This window comes from Janthinobacterium sp. GW458P, assembly GCF_002127585.1.
GTDB lineage: Bacteria > Pseudomonadota > Gammaproteobacteria > Burkholderiales > Burkholderiaceae_D > Janthinobacterium.
Genome location: NZ_NEGZ01000050.1, coordinates 1 through 19,778, shown reverse-complemented (window position 1 = coordinate 19,778; position 19,778 = coordinate 1). Strand labels below are relative to the sequence as shown.

Below are 19,778 nucleotides of genomic sequence, written 5' to 3'. Positions count from 1 at the left end.
CCCCATATGTATTCCACAGCGGTAAGGAGCAGATAGAAGATTCCCTTTGCAAGATTCACATGGGGTCTTACTGAGCAGGACTGAATCTTGCCCGCCAGGCCTGCCGCGCTCGCCCCGACGTGGTGGCGAGTACTCCGTCCACGGCGCCTGGAAGTGCAAGCAGTGCTGCATTATCCGATTCCCCATTTCTTTTGAGCTCAATTTTGAACCGGCAAACCTGTTTGCTGGCGCACTGTATGCGTCGCTGGCTATCCTGTGGCCATCGCTGCCATCGGGGAGGCCGGTGACGGATCAGTTACTGTCGTTACTAGGTTGATGATCAACGCTGATGGGCGCCCGATGACGCCGCGCTTCCACAAACCTAGCGATATGACGTGTATGGCAATGATTCTAGAGTTGGACTTGGACCAATGGCCAAGGCTGGCTGGGGGACTACGGACGAAGGAATAGGACGCATATCGCGAGTACTTGGTTGCCCTGTTCGTCGCAGAATCTAGCCGCCATAAAAAAAAAGACGCCGGGGCGTCTTTTGGTGGCGCACTCAAGATTGCTTGCGGCGCCGGGCCAGGAAGCACAGTATGCCCAAGCCAGCCAGCAGCATGCCATAGGTTTCCGGTTCAGGAACGGGAGCCAGGTTCAGGTTGAAGGTGCCGCCATAGCTGCCGCCCTTGGTGTTGCCCATCACGGTCAGGACCAGCGGGCCATTGAACAAAATGCTCGTCGGTGCGAGTACTTCCCCCTGAGCAAAGCCAAAGACGGTGGGGCCGCCAAATCCGGTCAGTCCTATGCCGTTCAGGTTGGCGCTGGCAAAGCTGATGGACGAGCTGTCCGAGCCCGTGACGGACAGGTTGGCAAGGAAGGCCTGCGCGGTCGAGCCAAAGGTCGCAGTGGGGGTGAACGTGAAGGTATCCGTGAAGTCGCCGAGCGGGCTGGGGACAGCGTTGAAACCGCTGGTCCACAGGTTGCCCGAGGTGTTGGTGAGGTTGACAGTATAGGCGGTGGCGCTGGCGCTACCGATGGTAACGGCACTTAATACTGCCGCTGCAATGAGTGATTTTAGTTTCATGTTGATCTCCTCCAAGAATACTAAATGTTTTTAGAAAAACCGTACTGCAGTGATAAATTATCGCCAGCACAAAACATTGTCAATGTTATATTTTTTCATCGCTGCCGTCATTTGAATAGTCCATCGCTACTGCACGGGCAAGAATTTCAGGAAAATGAAAAATATAAAATAGGTACTATTAATATTTCACAAGAAATGAATGGAGTTAATTGTGTGAAAAATACTGTTGTATAGGCACCTAGTTCCGTCTGGAAAAGAGGGAAGTAAAGGCCATGCTGCGGCCCTCCCGGTGGATGAAACCATTTTGCCAATTACGTCGCCCAGCTTGCAGTTGTATTGGAAATAATTGGAAAGTATTTTTTATAGGGACCATTTAGTAAGATTAGATGCCTAACCGCTGTTTCGAAGAGGGTATTTTTAATGATGTTGAATATTTTCAACACGGAAAAGCATCATGAAAACAGTTTCTTGGTGTACTAATTGATAATCGAGTCCGAATTGTTTCAATTCATCACTTTTGAAGTGTCAGCGATGTTCGAGTGCGGAATAATATTCCATCCGGCGGCCTCTGGTACAGCCGGGTAGGATGATGAGACCAAGCCCCTGATTTGCAGGGGCTTTTTCTTTTTTGGGATACCTGGTCCGGCAAGCTCGGGTAACGTCGAGCAGGTTCTTTTGATGGTACTCAAGATGGTATCGCCCATCTTGGGTGATGCTGTTGGTATACGTATACCATCATACGCAGCCGGGCCTTGATGGTATAAAGCCCTGTAAGTATTTGTTTTTATTGGTTTTTCCTGGCTCGGAAAACGCGATGCGCGTTGATGGTATTTTTGGCGGCCCGGGTACCATCCACACGCTTGCAATTCGTTGTCGAATCGATTGCAAGTTGTTGATTTGTTTTGTTATTTTGGCGTCATGATGGTATACGTTTGGAGGCGAAAATGCTGACAGATGCGAAGCTGAAAAATATCAAGGGCACCGGGTGGCCATAGGTTGCGGACCGGGACGGACTGTACGTGATGGTGGCAGCGTCCGGTAGCATTTCCTTTCGCTACAACTACCGCATTAACGGAAGACAGGAGACCATTACCCTGGGCCGGTACGGTGCGGGCGGGTTGAGCATGCGCGAAGCGCGCGATGCTCTTGCCGAGGCGCGCAAGTCCGTTGCTGCGGGGGGCGCCAGCGCACACGAAGGAAGAGAGCATCCAACGCCGCACGGTACAGGAACCGTTTTCTGTCTGGGCTGAACGCTGGCTCGACAAGTACAGGATGGCTGAATCAACTCGTGCCATGCGCCGCTGGACGTATGAGCGGGACCTGAAAAGAGCGTTTGGCTCCTTGCTGCTATCGGAAATCAGCGATCAAATGCTGCGTGAATTGTGCGACCGCATCGTTGCACGCCAGGCTCCGGCCGTGGCCGTGCATGCGCGCGAGATCGTAATGATGGTCTTCAGGTATGCCGAGTCGCGCGGGGAAAAACATCCAAATCCCGCGGATCGCGTGCCGCCATCGTCGATCGCGACGTTCGCGCCGCGTGACCGCACCTTGACGCCGGCCGAGATTAAATTGTTCTACAAGTATCTTGATCGGACTCAGTGTGCCGCGACAGTACGCCTGGCCTGCAAGATGCTGTTGCTGACACTGGTGCGCAAGTCGGAACTGACCGACGCTACCTGGTCGGAGATCGACTTCAAGCATGCCCTGTGGACGATCCCTGGCGCGCGCATGAAAAGAAGAAATCCCCATAACGTCTATCTGTCGCGCCAGGCCATGGATGTGCTGGTCGCGTTTAAGACCTGTGCTGGCGGCTCCCGTTATGTACTGCCTTCCAGGTACGATCCTGACCGGCCGATGAATGGCGCGACCTTGAATGCGGTGCTGGTATCCGTGGCCATGGGGATTCGACAGGAATCTTCACGCAAAACCGACTGGATCAAGGCGGCGCGCATGGCTGTGTGTCCCATGCAGGAATTGGGCGGTAATCAGGCTTTAGCAGCTAAAAATTACGCCGATGGCGGAACCAGAGCTTGTTCTGGATCAAAGTCGTTTACGGCTGGCGGAGCGACGATAGGTTCTGCCGACATATCAGTTGCACGGGTGCAGCGAAGCGGGCGGGAGGGAAGAGGCATGGCAGACATCATTCAGTTTCCACCGGTACCAAACAAGGAGAAAGCGCCACCGCTGCCGCCCGCGCCCGTTCCGCCGTCCGGCCGGTTGGGCCTGCGCACCATCCTGTGGGTTATTGCCACGCTGTGCTGGCCAGTGCTGCGCTTCATCATGGTGTGTGACGTGCTGTTCCAGCTGCTGCGCGCGCTGGTGCTGTGGGATACGCCTGGCGCGCATGCCGGATGGACCTTGCTGCTGCACTACACCTTTTTCTGCTACCTGACCTGGTTCGTGGCGTACGGCAAGCCGGACCAGTTGCGATGAAGAAAGCGTCCGCACTACCAGGCCCCGCCAGCGGCCGCGCGCCGGAGGGCAGGCCGCTGGCGCTGCCGCTCGAGCATATCAATGAAGACCCGCTGCAGCCGCGTTCGGCCGAAAATCCGGGCTTTACGGCGCATAGCCTGGCCGAACTCGCCGCCTCGATACGCCTGCGCGGGATCAAGACACCGATCTCCGTGCGCCATCATCCCGAACGGCCTGGCCACTACATCATCAATCACGGCGCGCGCCGCTATCGCGCATCGCGACTGGCGCAGCTGGCGACCATCCCCGGCTTTATCGACGACGACTACAGCGAGACCGACCAGATGGTGGAAAACCTGCAGCGCAACGAGCTGACGGCGCGCGAGATCGCCAACTACATTGGCCGTGAACTGTCGAAGGGGCTGAAGCGGGGGCAGATCGCCAGCAACATCAGCAAATCCGCCGCCTTCGTGACGCAGCATGCGGCTCTGCTGGACTTGCCCGAACCCGTCGCCCTGGCGTTCAATGCGGGCAGGGTACGCGACGTGACTTCGGTGAATGAACTGGTGACGGCCTATAAGTCGCACCCGGGCGAGGTGGCGGCCTGGCTGCGCGAAGGCGAACCGGAGATCACGCGCAGCGCCGTCAAGCTGCTGCGCGCATTTCTCGGGGCGAAGTTTGGCGAGGAGGACGAGATCACCCACGGTACCGGCGGCGCCACAGTCGTGCCATCGGCCGCCGGTCCGCCCGCATCTGCGCAGGCCACTCTTGCCGCGCCGGCTGGCGCTGGCCGCTGGCGCTGCACTGGCATGCTCGTGCGCCATGGACAGGGCGAAGGCGTGCTGGTGCTGGGACGCAGGCCTGGCGGGGAGGGGCTGGCCTGGCTGCGGCGCGCCGATGGCGTTGAAGTGGAGGTGGCGCTCGCCGGGCTTGTGCCGCTCAGGCTGCTGGGCGCGGGTGACTGACGCATCCGTGGCCCATGGCGCTTGCCGCGCGGATCAGGGCCGGTGCTACACTGCGGCTCTTGCGCTGTGCTGCAGTTTCCGCCAGCGTGTCTTGAAGTACAGACGGAACCGTCCAATTATTTGTCATGCGACCATGAATGACTTGTTGACCTACATCGGTGCTATTTTCAACCTGCCCAGCCAGGCCGTGATCGAGCGGCGAGATGTCGCGCAATCCTCCTGGCAGGAGGACGGTTTTGATGTACGGCAGGAAGTGGCCACTTATTATTTCAGCAATGGCGTAGTGGTGCGCCGCACGTCCGAAGAGGATAGCTTTCCATCGAAGGCGGCCTGCGCGGAGTGCTGGATCACCTATGAAGTGCCATCGAACGGGCAGGCGCCGGTCGAGGTGCAGCCAGCGGTCAGGCGCTTTGACAGTCGCTGCCGCGAAGCATTCTGGCTGAAATTTCACAGCGCCAACTGAGCCGCTGCCTGCTTGGTGGTGCCGGCCAGCCGTCTGCTGGAATATCTGAAATACAGCCTATGGACTGTAAAACGGAATTACAGCCTGTTTCTTGTAATTGTGTTTCACAGTTCCTATACTGTAGATACATATCCCAGGACACGCCATGGACTATCCGATCCGATCCTTGCAGCAGTTGCGGCCGATTCTCATCGGCTTCCGCAAGCAGGCCGGCCTGTCGCAGCAGGCGCTGGCGGAGCAGTTGGGCATCACGCAGCAAAGCTATGCGCAGATCGAAGCCAATCCTGCTTCCACCAGCGTCGAGCGCCTGTACACGGTGCTGCGGCTGCTGGGGGCCGAACTGCTGCTCTCGCCAGCCGGGCAGCCATCCCCGGATGCCGACATCGCGCAGGAGGCAACCGATGCGGGGCCGCCCGCCGCCCGCCTCGCGCGCCAGCGCGCGTCCGGTCCGGCGCGGCCGGAGGCGCCGGCAAGGCAGGTACCGTCACCATCGGCCAGGGAGCGCTGGTAAGCCATGGGCCGGCGAGCGCATGCGCAGCGCCTGCACCTGTGGCTGAATGGCAGTCCTGTGGCCTACTGGGATGCGTCCGCTGGCACCTCGGCGCTGACCTACTTTGACGCTTGGATCGAGGACGAGGCCGGACGGCCGCTGTCGCTGTCGATGCCTTTCAAGCCGCAGGGCGGCGCCTATCGCGGCGCGCTGGTGCAGAATTATTTCGACAACCTCCTGCCTGACAGCGAACCGATCCGCCGCCGCATGGCCCAGCACTTCCAGACTGGGGGCATCGCGCCATACCAGCTGCTCGCTGCGGCCGGGCGCGACTGTGTCGGCGCCATCCAGCTATTGCCGCCCGGCGAGGTACCCACGGACCTGTTTACCATTACGGGCGAGGCGCTCGACGAGGCTGGCGTGGCGAGGATATTGCGCAACACGGTCGCGGAAGCCCCGTTCGGGCATCCAGGCGCAGAGCCCGACCTGCGCCTGTCGATTGCCGGAGCGCAGGAAAAGACGGCGTTGCTATGGCATCGCGGCCAGTGGCACCGTCCCACCGGCAGCACGCCGACGACGCACATACTGAAGCTGCCCATGGGGCTGGTGGGTAATATGCGCGCCGACATGCGCACCTCGGTGGAAAACGAATGGCTGTGTTCGCAGATCATGCACGCGTTCGGCCTGCCCACGGCGCCATGCCGCATCGCTAATTTCGAGGACCTGAAGACGCTGGTGGTGGAGCGCTTCGACCGCAGGGTGTCGGGTGACGGCAGCTGGATAGTCCGGCTGCCGCAGGAGGATTTTTGCCAGGCGACCGGCACGCCGCCCCTGCACAAGTACCAGGCCGATGGCGGGCCGGGCATCAGCCGCATCATGGATATCCTGCTCGGGTCTGCGCAGGCCGAGGCAGACCGCCGCCGCTTCTTCAAGACCCAGCTGGTGTTCTGGCTGCTGGCGGCGACCGATGGCCATGCGAAGAACTTCAGCATTTTCCATTTGCCGCACAGCCGTTTCCAGTCGACGCCGCTCTACGACGTGCTGTCCGCCCATCCCATCATCGGCCCCGGCGCGCACCGGCTGCCGCGCCAGGATGCCCGGCTGGCGATGGCCGTGCGCGGCGCCAGCAACCATTATCACCTGGAGCAGATCCAGCGGCGCCACTGGCTGAGCCAGGCTCGCCAGGCCAGTTTCGGCGCGGCTGCGGCGCAAGACGTGATCGACGAGGTGCTTGACCATGCCGATGCGGTGGTGGCTGCCATGTACGGCTTGCTGCCACCCGGCTTTCCCGCTGATCTTGCCGATGCCATCCTGCAGGGCATGTCCCGCCAGGCGCGGCGGCTCAGGGATATGCCGGATGGCGAAGCAGGCACGGATGCAGTTTGATGTGTGCCACATCACGGGCATTTAGATACCCAGCGGCAAGTATCACGTCTTAAAATGGCCCATCGCCGAACGAATCGGCCGCTGTCACGTCCTACCGATAAACAGGAGCGTATTGATGAAGCAAAGAGTCTTGGTCATGAACGGGCAGCGCCTGCTGCAAAACGAGCAGGGCGGACAGTGGGCTACCAGCAAGGTGGACAAGGCAGGGGCGATCAAGCCCGGCATCTACGATATTTATCTTGCAGGTAATGCCGACAAGGCCAAGACGTATGCCGGCGTCATCGTGCATGCCGATGGGGCCAGCGTGTACCAGCAGGTTGGCAAGACATTGATCAAGCACGCCGCCAGCGATTTCGCTAAAGTACCTGGGACGGGCATCGATACCAGTGTCAGCTACGAGGACGGCCAGGCGCACAGCAGCAGTGCCAGCGTCAAACAGGGGCGCAAGCTGAGCCGGTAGGGCAGAGCCCGCTAAAACCGGAGGCGGATCATGAAACTATCGATGGAGCGGCCGCAGCAAGGCAGGACTGCTAGCTCTGGCGCGCGAGGTGGGGCCGAGATGCAGGCCGATGCGCAGCTTTACCAGGCAGCGGAGGAGCAACTGGAGCAGGCGGCAATGCTGGATGCCGCCCCGCTGGACACACAGTATGGCGCGGCACTGGCGGCGCAGCTCGAGGCTAAGCACGAGCAGGTCGAGCGCATCGAGGACAGGCTGGAGAACTTGATCGAGTCGCAGGCATCGCGCCTGCAGCGCACGCAGATGCAGCAGCCGGGCTTGCTGGCCTTTCCCGCCACGCGCGCGCAGTGGCAGCAGCAGGTGCAGCAGCAACAGAAAACCATGCAGCGCCTGCTGGGCCGCCTGGAACTGGTGCGCGAGGTGCGCGACAGCATGGGCGTGCACGCGCCGCGCATCGAGGAGCTGGCTGCGCGCAAGCTGCGTACCCGGCATCCCGGGCTGGCCAGCGAGTGGGATGCGCAGCAGCAGGCGCAGCGCCTGGAAAAGCTGCTGCAGCGGCAAGCCCCCGAGCGCAGCCATGTACTGCAAGCCGGTCGCGGTGCGCGGCTGGGTTTATCTCAGCACGGCCCATGAGGCCACGGCTGCCGCCAGCATGGCCAGGCAGCCGGCGGCGACATTCAACACCGCGATGGCATGCGCGGCGCGCACGGGACGGGCAAGCTGGAGCAGGGCGCCGTCGATTTCCTGGCGCGCGGCCCTTGCCGCCTGCTGGCCTCCTTCCTGCATGGCGGCGGCCATGGCTTCCCGGGCGGCGGCCAGTGCCGCATTGACGATGCGTTCGGCCTTTTCCCTGGCGTCCGTGCTCCAGCGCCGCGACAGCTCTTCCATTTCCTCCTTGAACCGATCCAGCTGAACCTGCTGGGCCCTGGCGCTGTCCTGCATCAGGCGGCTGTTGATGGTCTGCAACACCAGGATGGGGKCGTCGCGCGCGACGGCAATGCCATGTTTCGCGGCAATTTCCCGCAGCAGCTCCTCGGTCTGGTCGCCCATCACAGCACCATCGCGGCATCGAGTTCGCCGTACACCAGGCGCCGGATGATGCTCAGGCGCTGGCGCGTCATGATCGGCAGCGCGGGCATGGCCAGCGCCTCGTCGAAGGTCAGGCGCTGCTGCAGCATGCCGGCCAGGTCGCGTCCGAAGGTTTCCTTTTTCAATACGGGCAGCCGGACGATGGCAGACAGGCGTTCACGGTTGGCCAGATAGGTCTTCATCTGCTCGAAACCATTGCCCTCGTGCTCGACCGGACCCCAGTAGGGATTGAGCCAGGCGATGAAGCGGGTTTCCGGCGGAAACTGGCTGGCCAGGTGGGCAAAGCCGCTGATGGTGTCGAGCAGGGCCTGGCCGCCCGTGATCACGGTGTGCACCACCAGCAAATGATCGAGTTCCGCCAGCAAGGCCGGGATCTGGTTGCTGATCAGGTAGTGCGACAGCGGCACGAAGGAACTGGCGCCGTTGTCGATGATGGCGTCTCCCTGCGCCTGCGCCACCAGGTCGATCAGGGCGTCGAAGCCGCGCGGATTGATTTCTTCCTCTTCCATCAGGTCGATGCGCCGGACCCGCAGCGCCTGGTAGCCATGGAAGGTGGCATTCACGGGATCGGTGTCGATGCACAGCGGCGTGCGGGCCTTGCTGAGCATGTACTGGGCGAGGATGGCAGCGATCAGCGACTTGCCGACACCGCCTTTTCCCTGCAGCATCATATGGATATGGGCCATTACAGTAGCTCCTTTTTGTCCGGGATCGGGTTGAAATGGAAGCCGGCCGGCGCTGGCGCCGGGCGGGGTGTCACGGCGTCCGGTTTCCCGGAAGCCGCGCGGGACTGGCGGGATGCCAGCCGCTGCGGCGCCACGCCTTGTCCAGCCGTCTCCCCGGCCGGTGCGGTGGCTTTCAGCATGCGGTGCACGTGCTTCAGGAACGTGTCGTAGCCGAACGGTACGCGCCCCGAGGCATACATATGGCGCCAGATGGTATTCATGGGAAAGCCCGCCGCCAGTGCGGCGCGTACATCGTCGCTGACGGCGAGGAAGGCGACCAGGTATTGGTCGCGCTTGGCCGGCTTGCTGCATTTGATCCAGTCACTCAGTTGTTCGGCATAGGGTTTCTCCATGGTATTTATTCCCCTTCACGTTATGCGGAAGATGCACGGTTACACCACAAAACTGGCACGGTTGAACCACCAATCTGGCACGGTTGAAGCCTGATATGCCACGGTTGGAGGCAAATAAGGCCTTTAAAGGCCTTTTCGGAATAGTGACCGATAAAATCCGCTCCGTTTTGTGCCAGAACAAGGGTTAAATCGAAAGCCTGTCCTACGATTAAATGGCTCGGTCGCTGTGCGGGCCGGGGCAGGATAGGTGAAGTTAGCTAACCGGCGGGCCGGTTATCTCTCTTCACGGTGCCTTATTCGCGCCTGCGGCGCTCAACGGACATCCTGCTCTGCGAGGCCTGCGCGTGCCGCGCCAACCGCGAGGACGCCATGCAAGAACCAGGACACTCCACCACCCGCAAGGCCCGGCAGCTGCGCGTGCCGGTGCTGCCAGACGAAGAAGCGCAGATCAAGCGGCTGGCAGCCGCGGCCGGGCTGCCGGTGGCGGCCTATCTGCGCAGGGTCGGGCTGGGCCTACGGCTGCCGGGCATCCTCGATCACCGGCGCGTCGAGGAACTGGCGCGCATCAATGGCGACCTGGGCCGATTGGGCGGCCTGCTGAAGCTGTGGCTGACCAACGACGAGCGCACTGCCGCGTTCGGCGAGGCGACGATCCGCGCCGTGCTGGCCAAGATCGCCGATACCCAGGATGAAATGCATGCCGTCATGCGCGCCGTGGTCTTGCCGCAGCAGGGGCGCGGACTTTAGCCGCTAAAAAATTGGCGGCACCGGCCGGTCAACGGCAGTCGAAGCCCAGCAGGGGGAGAGCAGCATGATTGCCAAGCATGTTCCCATGAAGGTGGCCAGGAAAAGCGGCTTTGCCAGCCTGCTAGCCTACCTGGCCGACGCGCAGGCCAAGCGGGAACGCGTCGGCTGCGTGACGGTCACGAACTGCCAGTCGGACCGGCCCGCAGTGGGCGTCACCGAGATCCTCAACACGCAGGCGCAGAACCAGCGCGCGCTGTCGGACAAGACCTATCACCTGATCCTCAGCTTTCCCGCTGGCGAGGAACCGCCCCCGGCCGTGCTGCAGGCCGTGGAGGCGCGTATCTGCCACGGGCTGGGCTATGGGGCGCACCAGCGCATCAGCGTCGTGCACCATGATACGGACAACCTGCACGTGCATATCGCCATCAACAAGATCCATCCCACCCGCTACACGATCCACCAGCCTTACCGCGACCATGCCACGCTGGGCCAGCTGTGCGCGGCGCTGGAAGACGAGTTCGGCTTGCAGCGCGACAACCACCAGGCGCGGCAAACGGGGGCTGCCAGCCGGGCCATGGACATGGAGCGCCACGCCGGCATCGAGAGTCTGCTGGGACTGGTGCGCCGCGCATGCCATGCGCAGATGCGGGAAGCGACTTCATGGGAGGAACTGCACGGCGTGCTGCTTGGGCACGGGCTGGCGCTGCGCGAACGCGGCAATGGCCTGGTGATCCTGGCCGAAGACGGCATGGCCGTGAAGGCCAGCTCCGTGCACCGCGACTGTTCCAGGGCGCGCCTGGAAGCGCGGCTGGGGCCATTCACTCCCGGGCCGGCCGGGACAGGCTGCCATGCCAGCCAAGCGGGCCAAACTCGCCAGCCGCTGCGCCTGCGCGTGGAGACGGCCGCACTGTATGCGCTTTACCAGGAGCAGCAGCGGGAAGCAGTCCAGATGCACGCTGGCGCGCTGGCCGGTGCACGCGCACAGCACAAGCGCCTGATTGCCGAGGCGAAGCGCCGGGGCAGGCTCAAGCGGGCCGCCATCCGCATGCTTGCCTGCGGCCCGTTTGCCAAACGCATCCTGCATGCGGCAGCCGCGAAGACGCTCATGGCGGACATCGAACGCATCAACGGCGGCTACCTTGCGGAGCGCCGCGCCATCCGCAGCCAGCATGGCCGCCTTGCATGGGCAGACTGGCTGCGCACCCGTGCCGGGGCCGGCGACGCACAGGCGCTGTCCGCCCTGCGCGCACGCGGCGGCAAGCAGGGTTTGGCAGGAAACACGCTGGCCGGCAGCGCGCTGGCAAGTGAGGCAAGCGGGCCGCAGGCGCCTGGCGGCTTGCGGCAGGACAGCGTGACCAAGCATGGCACGCTCATCTATTGCGCTGGCGCGACGACGATCCGCGACGACGGGCATAAGCTGAAAATCACGCGCGGCGCCACGCAGGCGGGCCTGCTGCTGGTGCTGGACATGGCGGTTTCGCGCTATGGCAGCTGCCTGCATGTCGCTGGCAGCGCCGCGTTCCAGGACCAGGTCATCCAGGCGGCGGCTGCCGCGCACCTGGCGGTCACGTTCGACGACGCCGTGCTGGAGCGGCGCCGGCAGGACTTGTTGCGTGCCGGGGGCACGAAGGAGAGGCAGGATGAACAGGCAAGGCAACCGCTCCGGGGCGGACAGCCCGGTGAAGGCGCAGCGCGACGCGCTGCTGGAGCAGGCGCTGGAATCGCTGGAGCGCGCGCCGCCACCGCGGCCGGCCGCGCAGGCGCCAGACACCGGCGCGGCTCCCACTCCCAGTCCGACCCTGGCGGCGTTGGAGGCCATCCGCCGCCCGCAGCCAGGAACCGTCTGCGAAAGCTGTCCCAACTCGGTATGGTTCGCATCGGCAGTGGAACTGAAGTGCTACTGCCGCGTGATGTACCTGGTCACGTGGAGCAGCAAGGAGCCGCAGCAGATCAGCGCGTGCGACGGCATGTTCCTGGGCGGGGAGGCGTAGCGGACAGGCGGGATACCGGCTCGGCGGCAGTGGATGCCTTCCTCCTTGAGCAGGAACAAACAACGCCGCGATTGTCCGATATACCGAAATTTGAACGATATGATGGTGTCAAGGGGCCGGCTGTCTTTGCCGGGCTGCGCGAGGCGGGCGGCCAGGTGCTGGCGCTGCTGGAGCGCGGCGCGGCAACGATGGTCCTGCCGGTGGGCGGCGCAGCAGCAAGGCGCTTGCGCCAGCTGGCCCCCGGTGATGCCGTCACCGTGACGCTTGACGGCGTCATCAAGACGAAAGGACGGACCAGATGAAAGACAGGTTCAATAATGCCGTCGGCCCCCAGGTGCGCAGCGCGCGGCGGGGCGCCCGCAAGGCCATCCCCGCGCTGGCCGCGCTCACCCTCGTTGGCGGCTTCCAGGCTGCCACCCAGTTCTTTGCCCACACTTTCCACTACCAGAGCGCGCTGGGCTGGCATGCCAGCCAGGTCTATCCGCCATGGGCCATCGTCGGCTGGGCTGCCAGATGGCGCGGCCAGTATCCGGGTGCGTTGCTGCAGGCGGGCAGCGTGGGTATCAGCGTCGCGGGCGTCGGCCTGATCGGGCTGCTGGTGGCCAGGATGATCTCGGTGAATTCGGCCCGCGCCAGCGAGTACCTGCACGGCTCGGCGCGCTGGGCGAACATCACGGACATCTGCGCCGCCGGCCTGCTGCCCGCGACGCGCTCGCCGTGGCAGCTGCTGGCCGGAAGGGCGCAGCCGGCCAGCGCCGGCGTGTACGTGGGTGCCTGGCTGGACCGGGCGGGCAGGCAGCACTACCTGCGCCACGACGGGCCGGAACACGTGCTGACGTACGCGCCGACCCGCTCCGGCAAGGGTGTCGGCCTGGTGGTGCCGACCCTGCTCGCGTGGCCGCACAGCGCCGTCATCACCGACCTGAAAAGCGAGCTATGGGCGCTGACCTCGGGCTGGCGCCAGAAGCATGCGGGAAACAAGGTGCTGTACTTCGAGCCGGCCGCCGCCAAGGGCAGCGTGTGCTGGAATGCGCTCGACGAGATCCGCCTGGATACGGAGCACGAGGTGGGCGACGTGCAGAATCTCGCCACCCTGATCGTCGACCCGGACGGCAAGGGGCTGGAGACGCACTGGCAAAAGACCAGCCAGGCGCTGATCGTGGGCGTGATCCTGCATGCGCTGTACAAGGCGCGCGCCGAAGGCACGACGGCCACCCTGTCCGTGGTCGACGCCATGATGGCGGACCCGAACCGGGGCATCGGCGAGCTGTGGATGGAAATGATCACCTACAGCCACGCCGACGGGCACAATCATCCGGTGGTGGGTTCGGCGGCGCGCGACATGCTCGACCGGCCCGAGGAGGAAGCCGGTTCCGTGCTGTCGACGGCCAAGTCCTATTTGTCGCTGTACCGCGACCCTATCGTCGCGCGCAATGTGAGCCGCTCGGAATTCCGCATCCGCGACCTGATGCACCACGACAGGCCGGTGAGCCTGTATATCGTCACGCAGCCGACGGACAAGGCGCGCCTGCGCCCGCTGGTGCGCGTGCTGGTCAACATGATCGTGCGCCAGTTGGCCGACCGCGTCAGCTTCGAGAACGGGCGTCCCGTGGCGCGCTACCGGCACCGCCTCCTGATGATGCTCGACGAGTTTCCCAGCCTGGGCAAGCTGGACATCATGCAGGAGTCCCTGGGTTTCCTTGCCGGCTACGGCATCAAGTGCTACCTGATCTGCCAGGACATCAACCAGCTCAAGAGCCGCGAAACGGGCTATGGTCCCGATGAAAGCATCACCTCGAGCTGCCATATCCAGAATGCCTACCCGCCGAACCGGCTTGAGACGGCCGAGCACCTGTCCAAGCTGACGGGCCAGACCACGGTGGCGAAGGAACAGGTCACGACGAGCGGGCGCCGCACCAGCGCCTTGCTGGCGCAGGTGTCGCGCACCATCCAGGAGACGCAGCGCCCGCTGCTCACGCCGGACGAGTGCCTGCGCATGCCCGGCCCCGTCAAGTCGGCCAGCGGCGACATCGAGAAGGCCGGCGACATGGTCGTCTATGTAGCAGGCTATCCGGCGATCTACGGCCGCCAGCCGCTGTACTTCCAGGATGCGGTCTTCCAGGCGCGCGCCGCGATCCCCGCGCCCACGAAAAGCGACAAGCTGCACCACGCGCACCGGCCTGCGGACGGGGAGGGCATACGGCTATGAACCGGACATGCGTGAAACTCGGCGCCTGGAGCGCCTCGCTGGGCGCCGCGCTGCTGGTGCTGGGCGTGGCAGCCCACCTGGCTGGCGCGCGCATCAACAGCAGCCATAGCATTCCGCGCGGCTTGTACTGGACCAGTCCGGCCCCGGTGGCGCCCGGGCGCTACGTGATGTTCTGTCCGCCCCAGCTGGGGGTGTTCGAGGAGGCGCGCCGGCGCGGCTACATCGGCGCGGGTTTCTGTCCCGGCGGCTATGGCTACATGATGAAGAAAGTGCTTGGCGCGGGCAATGACGCGGTCAGCGTGGCGCCGGACGGCGTGCGCGTCAACGGACGCCTGCTGGCGCACAGCGCGCCGCTGGCCACCGATGGCAATGGCCGTCCCATGGCGCGCTTCCAGACCGACCAATACACCCTCAGCGAATTCCAGCTGCTGCTGATGGCGGACGCCAATCCCCGGTCTTTTGACGCGCGCTACTTCGGCCCCGTTCAGCGCATGCAGGTCCGCACGGTGATCGTCCCGGTGCTGACCTGGTAGCACGTCCCATTTTCAACCGCGTAGAAGTGGAGGAAACCGATGAAGAATGCACGAGACAGGCAGACCGGTGGCGCGATGGCCGAAGAACAGGCCATGGCAGCCGTCCTGCGCGAAAAGCTGGGCGACGCCGCCATACCAGGCAGCCTGGCCGAGTTCGCGCCGGATGAAGCCGAACAGGCCGGCTCCTTTGCCGAGGATGCCGTGGATGAACACGATGCGGCGGCAGGCGTCATCGACCTGGCCGATGCCAGCGCGCCGCTGCCCCTGACAGGGAGTACCAGCCATGAACGACCTGCCCAAGTCACTGATTGAAACGATCGCCGAGAAGCTGGTGGCGCAGCTCAGGGAAGGCACGGCGCCCTGGCAAAAGCCCTGGCAGCCGGGCGAGCCGGGAGCATTCCTGCCGTTCAATCCCACCACGGGCAAGCGCTACAAGGGTATCAACGCCTTGCACCTGATGAGCGAAGGCCATGCGGACCAGCGCTGGATGACCTACAAGCAGGCAGCGTCCGCCGGTGCGCAGGTGCGCCAGGGCGAGAAGGGCACGCCCATCCAGTACTGGAAATTCAGCGAGGAGCAGGGCCAGACGGATGCCGACGGCAAACCGGTGCTGGGCAGCGACGGCCGCCAGGCGCGGCAGTCCGTCAGGCTGGAGCGGCCGCAGATGTTTTTTTCCACGGTGTTCAACGCGTCGCAGATCGACGGCCTGGCGCCGCTGGCACCACGGCCTCCTGCTGCCTGGGCGCCGGCCGAGCGTGCGGAGCGGATACTGCAGGCATCGGGCGCGACCATCGAGCATGGCGGTCGCGAGGGCCGCGATAGCGCGTTTTACCGGCAGTCCACCGACACCATCCATCTGCCGGGCAAGGAGCAGTTCCCCACGGCGGACAATTACTATGCGACGGCGCTGCATGAACTCGGGCACTGGACGGGGCACGTCAGCCGGCTGGGCCGCGACCTTGGCCATCCCTTCGGTAGCGAGGAATATGCGCGGGAAGAGCTGCGCGCGGAAATCGCCAGCATGCTGCTGGGCGACGAGCTGGGTATAGGCCACGATCCCGGCCAGCACGCGGCCTATGTCGGATCATGGATACGCGCGCTGCAGTCCGATCCGCTGGAGATTTTCCGCGCCGCGTCCGGGGCCGAGAAGATCCAGGCCTATGTGCTGGGACTGGAACAGGTGCAGACGCTGGGGCAGGCTGCGTCGCCGCAGCAGGCGCCTGTTGCAGCGGATGCTGCAAGTTTCACTGTCAGGGAGCGCGTGGGCGGCAAGGACCTGTTTTCGCAGTCCTTCACCTCGCTGGACGAAGCGGCACGCTGCTACGTGGAGAAGTCGCAGGCCGCCAACCGCAGCATGGAGGCGGCGGACGGGCGGAAACTCGCTGGCGTCGTGTGGGGGCCGGACGGCGACTTCGAATGCGAGCGCTTTGCATCGCCGGACGTGGAGCAGGCCGTGGCAGCGGCTCAGGAACAGCACTGGCAGCTGACCGGCGCGGCCCAGGTGGAGAAGCGCGCGGAACGGGTGGAAGGGGAGACCATCATGAAGGCGGAAACGGAAAATACGGGCGACAGCGAGGTGTCCCTTGCACGGCTGCAGGTAGTGCGTGGTGGAGGCAGCGAAGCCGGTGCCGTTCTGGACGCTGCCGCCATGCGGCATTTGGGCTTTACCTTGCCGCACGACTGGAACGGCCGCGTGATGGTGCAGGGCATGGCCACTGGCGAGGTGGATGGGGAGCAGCAGGAGGCATCGGCCGAGCAACTGGGCCTCAGGCCGGAATTCTGGAGCGTCTACGCGCAGCAGGCCGATGGCCGCCACCAGTGGCTGGCCGACTGCGGCACCCAACGCGAAGCAGCGCAGTTGGCGGGCAGGCTGGCGCTGATCGACGCGCACTCCGAAACGGACGAACGCGAGAAGGCCGTGAAGCTGGCTAGATTGCATGAAGAGCGGGTGCGGCGCGATCCTGCAAGCGTCGCGGAAGACCTGGTTGCGGCCCGCGAAGCGCGCAAGAGCGCGGAACTGGCCGCCGTCACCGGCAGCGCGGACCTGCAGCGCCGGGTGGCGCAGCTTGAACAGGGCAGCGGCCAGGCCGCACCGGGCACCGGCGTGCTGCTTGCCGTGCCGTTCAGGGAAAAGGATGAAGCCAAGGCCCTGGGCGCGCGGTGGGACAGGGCAGCGCAATCGTGGACGGTGCCGCCCGGGGGCGATCCCGCCGTGTTCGGGAAGTGGCACCGGCAACCCGCAGCGGAAGGTGCTGGCGGACCGGAACCGCGTGACGGTATGCCATCTGCACCGCGCCAGCCGCGCCAGTACCTGGCCGTGCCCTACGGCGAACGCAAGCTGGCCAAGGCGGCGGGCGCGGCATGGGACAAGGTAGCGAAGTCCTGGTATGCGGGAGCGAAGGCGAACATGGCGCGGCTGGCACGCTGGATGCCCGGCAAGGCAGGTCCCCAGCAGGGGCCCGCCATGACGGCGCAGGAAGAGTTTGCCGATGCGCTGCGCAGCCTGCGCTGCGTGGTGAGCGGCGAGCACCCCGTGATGGATGGACAGAAGCACCGGATCACCGTGGAAGGGGAAAAGCACAGCGAGCATTCCGGTTCTGGCTTTTATGTCGCCCACCTCGATGGCCATCCGGCAGGCCATATCAAGAACAACAAGACGGGCGAGGCGATGGACTGGAAGTACAAGGGCTACGCGCTGGACCCGGAACAGAAGGCCAGGCTACAGGCCGAAGCGGCCACCAGGCTGCAGGAACGCCAGGCCGCTCAGGCGCAGCAGCAGGAGGCAGCCGCAGGCTGCGTCATGCGGCAGATGGCCAGCCTGCTGCCGATGGCGGAACCGACGCCGTACTTGGTATCGAAGGGGCTGCAGCCAACCCCGGGTATATTCACCGACAAGGCAGGCAAGACCAGCTACATTCCCGCCACCGACGCCGACGGCAAGCAATGGAGCATGCAGTACATCGGCGAGGATGGCAGCAAGCGCTTCGCGCGCGACAGCCGCAAGACAGGCTGCTTCCATGCCGTCGGCGGCCTGGAGGCGCTGGCCCGGGCGCCTGCGCTGCTCATCGCGGAAGGTTATGCGACCGCCGCCAGCCTGTCAAAGTCGGTTGGCTTCGCCACGGTGGCTGCTTTTGACTCCGGCAACCTGCCGCTGGTGGCGAAGGCGCTGCACGGCCGTTTCCCGGGCAAGCCGGTGATCATCGCCGGCGACAACGACCAGCACCTGGAAGCGACACAGGGCGTCAACCCCGGCAAGGCCAAGGCGCAGGAAGCGGCCCGCCTGACTGGCGGCCGCGTGCTCCTGCCCATCTTCGCCCCGGGCGAGCAGGCGGCTGATCCGAAGGGGTACACCGACTTCAATGACCTGGCCAGCAAGAGCCGGCTGGGCATGGAAGGCCTGGACCGGCAGGTGCGGCCAGTTGTGCAGTCTGAAATTGAAAGCCGGCAGGCCAATGCCAATCAGGATGTCTTGTCTCTTGCGCGGGAACCGCTGCAGCGCCGGCTAGCCAGGTCAGGACCGCAGTGACTGTATGCGGCGTGGCGGCCCATTTCAGATGGGGCAGAAGCAGGAAGCAATGAAACGGAGGCCCGAAAATGAACGTCTTGCCGATCAAGGCCGCGCCGCTGGTTGTGCGTGCGGGCAGCGCGCGCAGTCATCTTGATTTGCCTCACTTCGAAGCTGACGAAGTCGAGCGGTGGCAAAACTGGCTGCAAGAGCACTGCTTGGAGGTAATGCGGGTGTGGATGGAAGATGATGCTCGGGCTGTGGATAGTTACATGAGGTTCCTGGCCGGAGATTCTGCTGGGGCATTGTCTGCATGGCAGCCATGCAGACCAGATGGTGATCAAGCCTGGTTCCTTCTTGCTGTTTTTGATGGCAGGGAGGGGCCGTGTGCCTATTTTGCCCGGAGGGTGTCGGATTTTTCCGATGGTACCGATACGAAAGGAGTGCCGTTTTTTGATAAGGACGCGTTGATGAGTGTAGTGGCCAACCCATCCGGGACACTACGTTAAGTTTTTCTTCGGCGACGGCCGGTGCCAGTCCCTGATTGAACTGATGTGGCCGTATTCAGTTATACCGTTGCATCAGATAATGGCTGATGTCCCGTTGTGCTTCTTGTGCCGTCATGTAACCGGTTGACGGCAGCCATTCCGTTTTGAAGCTGCGGAACAGCCGCTCCATACCGACAGCGCGCATGGCGGGAAATGTGCGCATGCCATCGAGCAGGCGCACACTATTCGCGTTGAAGTGGTTCGTCATCCAGCCAATGGCACGACCGGAACGCTACACGATCCCCTTCGAACAACGTCCTGAGCAAATCCTACGTGATGTCTGGCTCTGCGAGTTTCACATCGAATACCCGGATTTGACTCGCGCGGAGTTTCGAACGCTAAAGCCGTCTACTCATTGAAGGCCGCGAGTAGCGGGTGTGCAAGATGAGGTTGATGGTTTCACCAATGTGCCTGCGATAAGATATAAGCCTAGGCGAACTATGCATGACAATAAGATTGGAGCCGGCGATGGAATGTGAAGCTCGAAAGAATGCGGCGCTGACAGCGGTAGTCGAACATGGAATACGCCTGCAGGGCGAGCAGGGCGCCGCTGTCGCGTGGGCTTACATGCAGGCATACAAAAGTCCCCAAGGAAGCAATCCTGCGCGTCCTAGCGTTTCCTCGTGCGCGCCGTCGCTACATGTCTCCCACAAAGTCAGCTTGAAAGGCCACGTATGATAAATCGGCGTTTTGTAGTGGTTTAATGTACCCGGACACTGATTTAGGCGAGAATGCTCGCCACAGAGAGGTGTTTGATGAGCAAGCAAAGACGTACGTTTTCCCCTGAATTCAAACAGCAGGCAGCATGCTTGGTGCTGGATCAAGGATACAGCCACGTG

The 19,778-nt window shown here is 63.5% G+C and carries 19 protein-coding genes and 2 pseudogenes; 16 read left to right on the top strand and 5 right to left on the bottom strand.

Annotated features, from left to right (window positions below; genetic code table 11):
* Nucleotides 1-541: 541 nt before the first annotated feature.
* Complete coding sequence (locus CBW50_RS29795) at nucleotides 542-1,066, bottom strand: FxDxF family PEP-CTERM protein (protein ID WP_193068895.1); 525 nt, start codon at nucleotides 1,064-1,066, stop codon at nucleotides 542-544.
* A gap of 24 nt (nucleotides 1,067-1,090) precedes the next feature.
* On the opposite strand from CBW50_RS29795, the gene CBW50_RS29065 reads away from it, so the two are divergent.
* The 9 genes and pseudogenes from CBW50_RS29065 (at nucleotide 1,091) to CBW50_RS21915 (ending at nucleotide 7,872) form a co-directional block, all read left to right on the top strand.
* The gene (locus CBW50_RS29065) at nucleotides 1,091-1,300 is read left to right on the top strand and encodes a hypothetical protein (RefSeq protein WP_139842594.1); all 210 of its coding nucleotides are present in this window, start codon (nucleotides 1,091-1,093) and stop codon (nucleotides 1,298-1,300) included.
* A gap of 710 nt (nucleotides 1,301-2,010) precedes the next feature.
* Nucleotides 2,011-2,950, top strand: a pseudogene (locus CBW50_RS30365) (tyrosine-type recombinase/integrase); the annotation flags it as partial.
* 12 nt (nucleotides 2,951-2,962) lie between these two features.
* Nucleotides 2,963-3,499 (top strand): KleE stable inheritance protein, encoded by a 537-nt coding sequence (gene kleE / locus CBW50_RS30360; RefSeq protein WP_367301832.1) that lies wholly within the window; start codon nucleotides 2,963-2,965, stop codon nucleotides 3,497-3,499.
* Nucleotides 3,496-4,443, top strand: coding sequence for a ParB/RepB/Spo0J family partition protein (locus CBW50_RS21940; RefSeq protein ID WP_086147515.1), 948 nt, complete (start codon nucleotides 3,496-3,498; stop codon nucleotides 4,441-4,443). The genes kleE and CBW50_RS21940 overlap by 4 nt, the downstream gene beginning before the upstream one ends.
* Before the next feature lie 133 nt (nucleotides 4,444-4,576).
* Entirely contained in the window at nucleotides 4,577-4,906 is a 330-nt protein-coding gene (locus CBW50_RS21935) for a hypothetical protein (RefSeq protein ID WP_086147514.1), read from the top strand.
* A gap of 145 nt (nucleotides 4,907-5,051) precedes the next feature.
* On the top strand, nucleotides 5,052-5,417 hold the full coding sequence (locus tag CBW50_RS21930) for a helix-turn-helix transcriptional regulator (protein ID WP_086147513.1): 366 nt from the start codon (nucleotides 5,052-5,054) through the stop codon (nucleotides 5,415-5,417).
* Nucleotides 5,418-5,420: 3 nt separating this feature from the next.
* A complete protein-coding gene (locus tag CBW50_RS21925; RefSeq protein WP_086147512.1) occupies nucleotides 5,421-6,782 on the top strand; it encodes a type II toxin-antitoxin system HipA family toxin in 1,362 nt (453 codons plus the stop codon).
* 115 nt (nucleotides 6,783-6,897) lie between these two features.
* The gene (locus CBW50_RS21920; RefSeq protein ID WP_086147511.1) at nucleotides 6,898-7,242 is read left to right on the top strand and encodes a KfrB domain-containing protein; all 345 of its coding nucleotides are present in this window, start codon (nucleotides 6,898-6,900) and stop codon (nucleotides 7,240-7,242) included.
* 30 nt (nucleotides 7,243-7,272) lie between these two features.
* The gene (locus CBW50_RS21915) at nucleotides 7,273-7,872 is read left to right on the top strand and encodes an IncP plasmid survival protein KfrC family protein (RefSeq protein ID WP_139842593.1); all 600 of its coding nucleotides are present in this window, start codon (nucleotides 7,273-7,275) and stop codon (nucleotides 7,870-7,872) included.
* On the opposite strand, the gene CBW50_RS21910 is transcribed toward CBW50_RS21915, so the two are convergent.
* The 3 genes from CBW50_RS21910 to CBW50_RS21900 are packed head-to-tail and all read right to left on the bottom strand — an operon-like array spanning nucleotide 7,852 to nucleotide 9,406.
* The gene (locus CBW50_RS21910) at nucleotides 7,852-8,289 is read right to left on the bottom strand and encodes a conjugal transfer protein TraM (RefSeq protein WP_086147509.1); all 438 of its coding nucleotides are present in this window, start codon (nucleotides 8,287-8,289) and stop codon (nucleotides 7,852-7,854) included. The genes CBW50_RS21915 and CBW50_RS21910 overlap by 21 nt on opposite strands.
* On the bottom strand, nucleotides 8,289-9,014 hold the full coding sequence (locus tag CBW50_RS21905; RefSeq protein ID WP_086147508.1) for a conjugal transfer protein TraL: 726 nt from the start codon (nucleotides 9,012-9,014) through the stop codon (nucleotides 8,289-8,291). The genes CBW50_RS21910 and CBW50_RS21905 overlap by 1 nt, the downstream gene beginning before the upstream one ends.
* Nucleotides 9,014-9,406, bottom strand: a complete 393-nt coding sequence (locus CBW50_RS21900) for a TraK family protein (RefSeq protein ID WP_086147507.1) — start codon at nucleotides 9,404-9,406, stop codon at nucleotides 9,014-9,016. The genes CBW50_RS21905 and CBW50_RS21900 overlap by 1 nt, the downstream gene beginning before the upstream one ends.
* Nucleotides 9,407-9,775: 369 nt before the next feature.
* Here CBW50_RS21900 and traJ point away from each other — a divergent pair, with 369 nt between their 5' ends.
* From traJ to CBW50_RS29485, 7 genes are all read left to right on the top strand, one after another.
* On the top strand, nucleotides 9,776-10,153 hold the full coding sequence (traJ, locus tag CBW50_RS21895) for a conjugal transfer transcriptional regulator TraJ (RefSeq protein ID WP_086147531.1): 378 nt from the start codon (nucleotides 9,776-9,778) through the stop codon (nucleotides 10,151-10,153).
* A 64-nt stretch (nucleotides 10,154-10,217) separates the two neighbouring features.
* Nucleotides 10,218-12,446, top strand: coding sequence for a TraI/MobA(P) family conjugative relaxase (gene traI, locus CBW50_RS21890; protein ID WP_086147506.1), 2,229 nt, complete (start codon nucleotides 10,218-10,220; stop codon nucleotides 12,444-12,446).
* Nucleotides 12,443-14,353: a type IV secretory system conjugative DNA transfer family protein gene (locus CBW50_RS21885; RefSeq protein ID WP_086147505.1), complete on the top strand. Its 1,911-nt coding sequence runs from the start codon at nucleotides 12,443-12,445 to the stop codon at nucleotides 14,351-14,353. Before traI ends, CBW50_RS21885 begins: the two co-directional genes overlap by 4 nt.
* Nucleotides 14,350-14,886 (top strand): conjugative transfer signal peptidase TraF, encoded by a 537-nt coding sequence (gene traF, locus CBW50_RS21880; RefSeq protein ID WP_086147504.1) that lies wholly within the window; start codon nucleotides 14,350-14,352, stop codon nucleotides 14,884-14,886. The genes CBW50_RS21885 and traF overlap by 4 nt, the downstream gene beginning before the upstream one ends.
* A gap of 39 nt (nucleotides 14,887-14,925) precedes the next feature.
* Nucleotides 14,926-15,198 (top strand): hypothetical protein, encoded by a 273-nt coding sequence (locus CBW50_RS21875; RefSeq protein ID WP_086147503.1) that lies wholly within the window; start codon nucleotides 14,926-14,928, stop codon nucleotides 15,196-15,198.
* A complete protein-coding gene (locus CBW50_RS21870; RefSeq protein WP_226935960.1) occupies nucleotides 15,170-18,412 on the top strand; it encodes a zincin-like metallopeptidase domain-containing protein in 3,243 nt (1,080 codons plus the stop codon). The genes CBW50_RS21875 and CBW50_RS21870 overlap by 29 nt, the downstream gene beginning before the upstream one ends.
* A 68-nt stretch (nucleotides 18,413-18,480) precedes the next feature.
* A complete protein-coding gene (locus tag CBW50_RS29485) occupies nucleotides 18,481-18,900 on the top strand; it encodes a hypothetical protein (RefSeq protein ID WP_172404854.1) in 420 nt (139 codons plus the stop codon).
* Here CBW50_RS29485 and CBW50_RS21865 read toward each other — a convergent pair.
* Nucleotides 18,887-19,069: pseudogene (locus CBW50_RS21865) on the bottom strand (integrase core domain-containing protein); the annotation flags it as partial. The gene CBW50_RS29485 and the pseudogene CBW50_RS21865 overlap by 14 nt on opposite strands.
* Nucleotides 19,070-19,778: the final 709 nt, after the last annotated feature.